At 71.9% G+C, this 6,496-nt stretch carries 7 protein-coding genes; 1 reads left to right on the top strand and 6 read right to left on the bottom strand.

Going from position 1 to position 6,496, the window contains the following annotated elements; genetic code table 11:
• Positions 1-54: 54 nt before the first annotated feature.
• From ccsB to ACFRCR_RS15475, 6 genes are all read right to left on the bottom strand, one after another.
• On the bottom strand, positions 55-1,020 hold the full coding sequence (ccsB, locus tag ACFRCR_RS15500; RefSeq protein WP_377678765.1) for a c-type cytochrome biogenesis protein CcsB: 966 nt from the start codon (positions 1,018-1,020) through the stop codon (positions 55-57).
• Positions 1,017-2,888, bottom strand: coding sequence for a cytochrome c biogenesis protein ResB (locus ACFRCR_RS15495; RefSeq protein WP_377678763.1), 1,872 nt, complete (start codon positions 2,886-2,888; stop codon positions 1,017-1,019). The genes ccsB and ACFRCR_RS15495 overlap by 4 nt, the downstream gene beginning before the upstream one ends.
• A complete protein-coding gene (locus ACFRCR_RS15490) occupies positions 2,888-3,712 on the bottom strand; it encodes a cytochrome c biogenesis CcdA family protein (RefSeq protein ID WP_377678762.1) in 825 nt (274 codons plus the stop codon). Before ACFRCR_RS15490 ends, ACFRCR_RS15495 begins: the two co-directional genes overlap by 1 nt.
• Positions 3,713-3,715: 3 nt before the next feature.
• Positions 3,716-4,333, bottom strand: a complete 618-nt coding sequence (locus ACFRCR_RS15485; protein ID WP_377678761.1) for a TlpA family protein disulfide reductase — start codon at positions 4,331-4,333, stop codon at positions 3,716-3,718.
• Positions 4,334-4,385: 52 nt separating this feature from the next.
• A complete protein-coding gene (locus tag ACFRCR_RS15480) occupies positions 4,386-5,075 on the bottom strand; it encodes a histidine phosphatase family protein (RefSeq protein WP_377678759.1) in 690 nt (229 codons plus the stop codon).
• Between the two features lie 91 nt (positions 5,076-5,166).
• Positions 5,167-5,676, bottom strand: a complete 510-nt coding sequence (locus ACFRCR_RS15475; RefSeq protein WP_377678757.1) for a MarR family winged helix-turn-helix transcriptional regulator — start codon at positions 5,674-5,676, stop codon at positions 5,167-5,169.
• A gap of 196 nt (positions 5,677-5,872) precedes the next feature.
• On the opposite strand from ACFRCR_RS15475, the gene ACFRCR_RS15470 reads away from it, so the two are divergent.
• Positions 5,873-6,424, top strand: coding sequence for a YceI family protein (locus tag ACFRCR_RS15470; protein ID WP_377678756.1), 552 nt, complete (start codon positions 5,873-5,875; stop codon positions 6,422-6,424).
• Positions 6,425-6,496: the final 72 nt, after the last annotated feature.

Below are 6,496 nucleotides of genomic sequence, written 5' to 3'. Positions count from 1 at the left end.
GTCCACGAACGGGACGGCCCCTGCGGGCAGGCGTGCGGCGGCGTCGCGACGCGCTCACTCCTGCGTCGTGATGCCCGAGTACGAGTGCTTGCCGTTGAAGATCAGGTTGACGCCCGTGAAGTTGAACAGCACGCACGCGTAGCCGACGAGCACGAAGTACGCCGCGCGGCGCCCGGACCAGCCGCGCGTGGTGCGGGCGTGCAGGTAGGCCGCGTACACGACCCAGACGACGAAGCTCCAGACCTCCTTGGGGTCCCAGCCCCAGTAGCGGCCCCAGGCGTGCTCGGCCCAGATCGCGCCACCGATGATCGTGAAGGTCCACAGCACGAACGCGACCGCGTTGAGCCGGAAGCTCAGGGCCTCGAGCTGCGCGGGCCTCGGTGTCGTGTCGAGCCACCGCCAGGCCGGGTGGCCCAGGAAGCCGTTGCCGTTCTCGCGCGAGTCGCGCAGGAGCTGGATCGAGGACATGACGAACGCGACCGTGAAGATCCCCGTGGCGATGATCGCGACGCCCACGTGGATGACGAGCCAGTACGACTGCAGGGCCGGGCTGACCCCGGTCGCCGCGAGGAAGAACGAGTTCTGCGCGACCACGAGGAACAGCACCGCGAGCCCCGTGACGAACGCCCCGAGGAACCGCACGTCGCGGCGCAGGCTCACGCCGAGGAAGACCGCCATCGCGACGAACGCGCCGACGAGAGTGAACTCGTACATGTTGGCCCAGGGCGCTCGGCCCGCCGCGATGCCGCGGGTCACGATCGCCGCGAGCAGCAGGATCGTCCCGAGCCAGCCCGTGGAGATGCCGATGCCCGCGGCCTTGCGCGAGACCGGCTTGGGCGGGGTGGCCACGGCGACGGCGACCGGGGCGTCGGTGTCACCGGCGTCACCGGCGGTCACGGGTTCGGCGACAGGCTCCTTGGCCCCCAACCGGGACAGGTCGATCGCGAACGCGACGAACGCGACCGTGAGGGCGGTCGCGGCCGCCCACACCAGGTCGGAGCTCAGGTCGGCAACGGTCATCGGTCAGCCTTTCGTGGTCGGTCGGGGCGAGCCTGACCGTCGGTGCGGGGGGAGGACGTGGTGCGCTCCGCGGCAGGGCGCTCGGCGGGTGGGTCGGTCGTGGGCGGCGTCCCGGGCAGCGACTCGACCAACCGGTCGACCTCGCCCTGGAGCCCGGCGTCGTCCCCGCGGGCGAGTCCCGCGACGCTCACGACGGTACGCCGGTCGGACGTGGCGCCGTCGGGCGGCTCCTCGCTCCACGCCCGCAGCCACACGCGACGGCGCGGCGTGAAGAGCGAGACGGCGAGGCCTGCGAGGGCGCCGAGCGAGAAGACGAGGATCCACACGAGCGCCGGGTCGTGACGCAGGTCGAGCGCGACGTAGCGCGGGACCGCTCCCTCGGCGAGCGTGATGGTGCCCAGGCCGTCGGGCAGGTCGACGGTCTCGCCGGGAGCCACGAGGACCCGCACGCGATCTCCCTCGGCGTCGACCGAGGGCGTGAGCGTGTCGGTGTTGAGGCGGTACACGTTCTGCGGCAGGCCCTCGTCGAGCCCCAGGTCGCCCCGGTAGACCTCGAGGACGAGCAGGGGGTTGATCGGTTGCGGGAAGGTCGAGCGCGCGCCCACCTCGTCGACCTCGGCCGTGGGCAGGAAGTACCCGACCAGGCCGATCTGGTCGAGGCCGGGTGACGTGTCGGGGACCTTCACGACCCCGCGCGAGGTGTACATGGTGTCCTCGGGCAGGAAGGGCACGCGACCGGCGAACGCGACCTGGCCCTCGGCGTCGTGGATCGTGATCTCGGGGGCGTAGCCGTTGCCCTGGAGGTAGATCTTGGCGCCGCCCGCGACGATGGGGTGGTTGACCTTGATCTGCTCCTGCTCGGACGTGCCGTCGGGGTCGCGCACCGTGACGTGGGCCGTGAAGTCGCGCGACTGCGCGAACGCCACGGCGTCCATCGCGAACTGCGCGTCGAACGAGTCGAGCGTCATGGAGAACGGGACGAGCGAGGACGGGCTGAACAGCGAGCCGTTCTCGAACGTGTCGTAGTCGACGACCGCGTTCGCGAACCCGCGCCCCTCGGTGATGATCGCCTGGCCGCGGAAGTGCAGGAGCTGGCCCGTGGCGACCGCCACGAGGAGCCCGAGCAGGGACAGGTGGAAGACGAGGTTCCCGGTCTCGCGCAGATAGCCGCGCTCGGCGGCCACGGTGCGACGCTCGGGCAGGCCCCGGGCCGGGTCGGCGGGCTCGACCCCGACGTCGACGCGGAACGTCGGCAGCCAGCGCAGCCGACCACGCAGGTGCTTCGCCGCCGCGTCCACGACCTCGTCGGGCGTCGCGGTGCTGGACGTCTCGGCCTTGGCAGGGAAGCGGTCGAAGCGGCGCGGGGTGCGCGGCGGGCGGTTGCGCACGGCCTGCAGGTGCGCCTTGGTGCGAGGCAGGATGCAGCCCACGAGCGAGACGAACAGCAGGATGTAGATCGCGGAGAACCACACCGACGCGTAGACGTCGAAGAACCCGAGCCGGTCGAGCCACTCGCCCGTGCCCGGGTTGTCCTGGAGGTACGTCAGGACGGCGGCCGGGTCCTGGGGTCGCTGGGGCAGCACCGAGCCGGGAACGGCGGCGACCGCGAGCAGCATGAGCAGCATGAGCGCGACGCGCATGCTGGTCACCTGGCGCCACGTCCAGCGCAGCGCGCCGCGCAGGCCGAGCGCGGGGAGCTGCGGGGCGGGACCGCCCGTGGCCTCGGCGGCGCTCGCGCGCACCTTCCGGCCCGACGGCGACGCTCCCCTCGCGGGCGCGGTCTCCTCCTCGGCGCTGCTCGCCTCGGGCTCGGGGTGGCTGTAGGCGTCGTCGATGCCCTCGGGGCGGTACAGGTCCTTGTCGCTCATCAGATCACCGTCTCGAAGCCGGTGATGAGCCCGCCGAGGCGCGCGGTCCACGTGCCCCAGACGCCCGTCACGAGGGCCAGGCCGATGAGGATGAGCATGCCGCCCCCGATGCGCATGATCGCGACGCGGTGGCGACGGAGGAAGGCCACGGCCTTCTTGGAGCGCTCGAGCCCGATCCCGATGAGCAGGAACGGGACGCCCAGGCCCAGGCTGTACGCGATCCCGAGGATCGCGCCACGGCCGGCCGTGGCCTCGTCGAGCGAGAGCGCCATGACGGCGGTGAGGGTCGGACCGATGCACGGCGCCCAGCCGAGGCCGAACACGATGCCGAGCAGGGGTGCCCCCCACAGTCCGGCCGTGGGGCTCACGTGGAGGCGACGGTCCCGCTGGAGGAACGGCATGGCGCCCATGAACGCGAAGCCCATGAGGATCACGACGACCCCGAGGACGCGCGTGATGACGTCCTCCCACTGCTTGACGTGCACGCCCACGGCGCCCGCAGCGACCATGAGCAGCACGAACACGAGCGTGAAGCCCGCGACGAACAGGCCCACACCGGTCACGACGCGCCAGCGCCCGGTGGTCCGGGCCGTCTTGAGTGCGGTACCTCCGCCCCCTGCACGGGTCCCGGTCGTGCCGGCGTTGGCCGCCGCGAGCCCGCTCACGTAGCCCACGTAGCCGGGGACGAGGGGCAGGACGCACGGGGACGCGAACGACACGAGCCCTGCGAGGATCGCGACGGGCACCGCCAGCAGCATCGAGCCGCTGAACGCGGTCGTCGCGAACGTGGAGCCGAGGTCGCCGGCGAGAGCGAGGGGGCCCATGCGTCAGGCGCTCTCGGTGAGCAGGTCGTCGACGAGAGCACCGAGCGTCGAGCCCTCGGCGCGCCCGATGATGCGTGCGGCGACCCGGCCCTCGCGGTCGAGCACCACGGTCGTCGGCACGGCCTGGAGCGGGACGGAGCCCTCGAGCGTCGCGATGGCCTCGCCGCGCGTGTCCTCGATCGAGGGGTAGGGCACCTCGAACGTGCGCTCGAACGCGAGCGCGGCCCCGGCGTCGTCGGTGCTGTTGATGCCGAGCAGGTGCACCCCGTCGGCCGCGCGGTCGTTCGCGAGCGCGACCAGGTCCGGCGCCTCGGCCCGGCAGGGGGCGCACGCCGCGTACCAGGTGTTGATGACGACGACGTCGCCCAGCCACTGCGAGGTGTCGACCGCGCCGCCCTCGAAGTCCGTGCCGGTCAGGACCACGGGCTCGTCCCGGTCGGAGACGTCCCAGGTCTTGACCGAGCCGTCGCCCGAGACGTAGCCCTGGCCCACGACGTCGTCGGGGCTCGTGGCCCCCGACTCCTGGGAGCAGGCGGTCAGGACCAGGCCGAGCGAGACGAGGGCGACGATCCCGGAGGTCGCGCGGGCGCGACCCTGCCGGGCACGGAAGGGGCGGATCATGGCAGCACTGTCTCCCACCTGCCTGGGCACAACCTGAGAAGCGGCTGGCGCCTCACGCGCCCGAGACCTTCGCGGCACCGGGCAGCAGGTCCGCGACCGGCTCGGTGTAGTGGATGCCGACGAGGCGGTCGCCGTCGAAGCGCAGCGACGTGAGCGACGCGAGGGAGCACTGGCGGTTGCGCGGGTCGTGCCACAGGCGCTTGCCCTCGAAGGCCAGGCGGGAGATCCAGATGGGGAGCTGGTGGCTCACGAGCACGACCTCGCGCCCCTCGGCCTGGGCGCGGGCGTCGTGGATCGCGGCGTGCATGCGCGCGACCTGCTGCTTGTAGGGCTCGCCCCACGACGGACGCATCGGGTTCCACAGGTAGGGCCAGTGGCCCGGGTGGCGCAGCGAGCCGTCGCCCACGCCGAACTTCATCCCCTCGAAGTGGTTGCCGGCCTCGATGAGGCGCTCGTCCGTCCCGAGCGGCAGCCCGAAGGCCTCGGCGACGGGCGTCGCGGTCTCCTGCGCCCGCTGGAGCGGGGACGCGATGACCAGGGCGACGTCGAAGGGTTCGGGCGTGGCGTCGTCGGGCAGCGCGGGGGCGCCCTCGGCGGGCTTGCCCGACAGGTGCCCCGCGACGCGACGCGCCATCGTGTGCCCGAGCTCCGAGAGGTGGTAGCCGGGGATTCGCCCGTAGAGGATGCCGTCCGGGTTGAAGACTTCACCGTGACGCATGAGGTGGACCGTGGTTGCGACCATGGGGACCAGTGTCCCAAATTTCTTCCGCGCGCGGTGCACCGGGACGGCGTGCTCCCGGACACAGGCCCGCAGGGCGCCGGGAAGTCCCCGACTACTGGTTCTCGCGCTCGTCCACGACCCGGCAGGCCTCGGCGATCGCGGCCATGGCCTCGCCGAGGTTGCGGAACTGCTCGGGGGTCAGGACGTCGACCATGAAGCGGCGCACGGCCCGCACGTGTCCTGGCGCGGAGGCGACGAGCTCGGCGTAGCCCGCGTCGGTCATGACGCAGTTCACACCGCGACGGTCGGTCTCGCTCGCGGACCGGCGGACGAGCCCGCGCTGCTCCATGCGGTGCACGGTGTGCGTGACGCGGGACCGCGACCGGGCGAGGCCGTCGGCGAGGGCCGACATCCTCATGGTGTGGTCGCGGGCCTCGGAGAGCCGCACGAGCAGCTCGTACTCGCCCAGCGTGAGGACCGAGTGCTCCTCGTGGTCCCTGCTCAGGGCTTCGACGAACCGCGCCGTGCCGTCGAGGTACTGGCGCCACGAGTGCTGCTGGCCCTCGTCGAGCCAGGGTGCGTCCTGCGGCGCGACCGCGCGCCTGTCGTGCTGAACCGTCATCTCCGCCTTCATCCGCCACGCCCCCACCGTCCGAACAACCGTCCCAGTCTCCCATCCGGGAACTGGTCCGCCCACCAGGGAATAGAGGGACGGGGGCTTGCGTTGATGCGATCGTATGAAGTTGAATCTTCAACTAATGGCTCGTCGGACGGCGCGCCTGACGCACACGCACCACGACTTCCACAGGAGAACACCCATGGCCACGACCCTTCCCGCCGGACTGACCGCAGGCACCTACGTCATCGACCCCTCGCACTCGCAGGCGACCTTCACGGTCCGCCACGCGGGCATCTCCAAGGTCCGCGGCTCGCTCGCGATCGCCGAGGGCACGCTCAACGTCGGTGACGACGTCGAGTCGTCCAACGTCGTCGCGGCGATCGACGCCAAGTCCGTCAACACCGGCGACGCAGGGCGCGACGGCCACCTCCAGTCGGCCGACTTCTGGGACGCCGAGAAGAACCCCACCTGGAACTTCGTCTCGACCGCCGTCGAGGCCGACGACGACGACTTCGTCATCGCGGGCGACCTGACCATCAACGGCGTGACCAAGCCGGTCAAGCTCGAGACCGAGTTCACGGGCACCGCCGTCGACGCGTACGGCAACTCGCGCGCCGGGTTCGAGGCCGAGACCGAGATCTCCCGCAAGGAGTTCGGCCTGACCTGGAACGTCGCCCTCGAGGCCGGCGGCGTGCTGGTCGGCGACAAGATCAAGATCGCGCTCGACCTCTCGGCCATCAAGCAGGCCTGAGCCTCTCGCCCCCGACCGGCCACCGCGTCCTGACGCGGCCCGGTAGGCCAGGAGCCGGCGACCCGTCACGGG

Origin of the sequence: Oerskovia sp. NPDC056781, from assembly GCF_042789955.1 — a bacterium.
GTDB classification, from domain to species: Bacteria; Actinomycetota; Actinomycetes; order Actinomycetales; family Cellulomonadaceae; genus Oerskovia; species Oerskovia rustica.
Note: the sequence above shows the minus strand (reverse complement) of the source record. Positions and strands in the feature narration are given on the sequence as shown.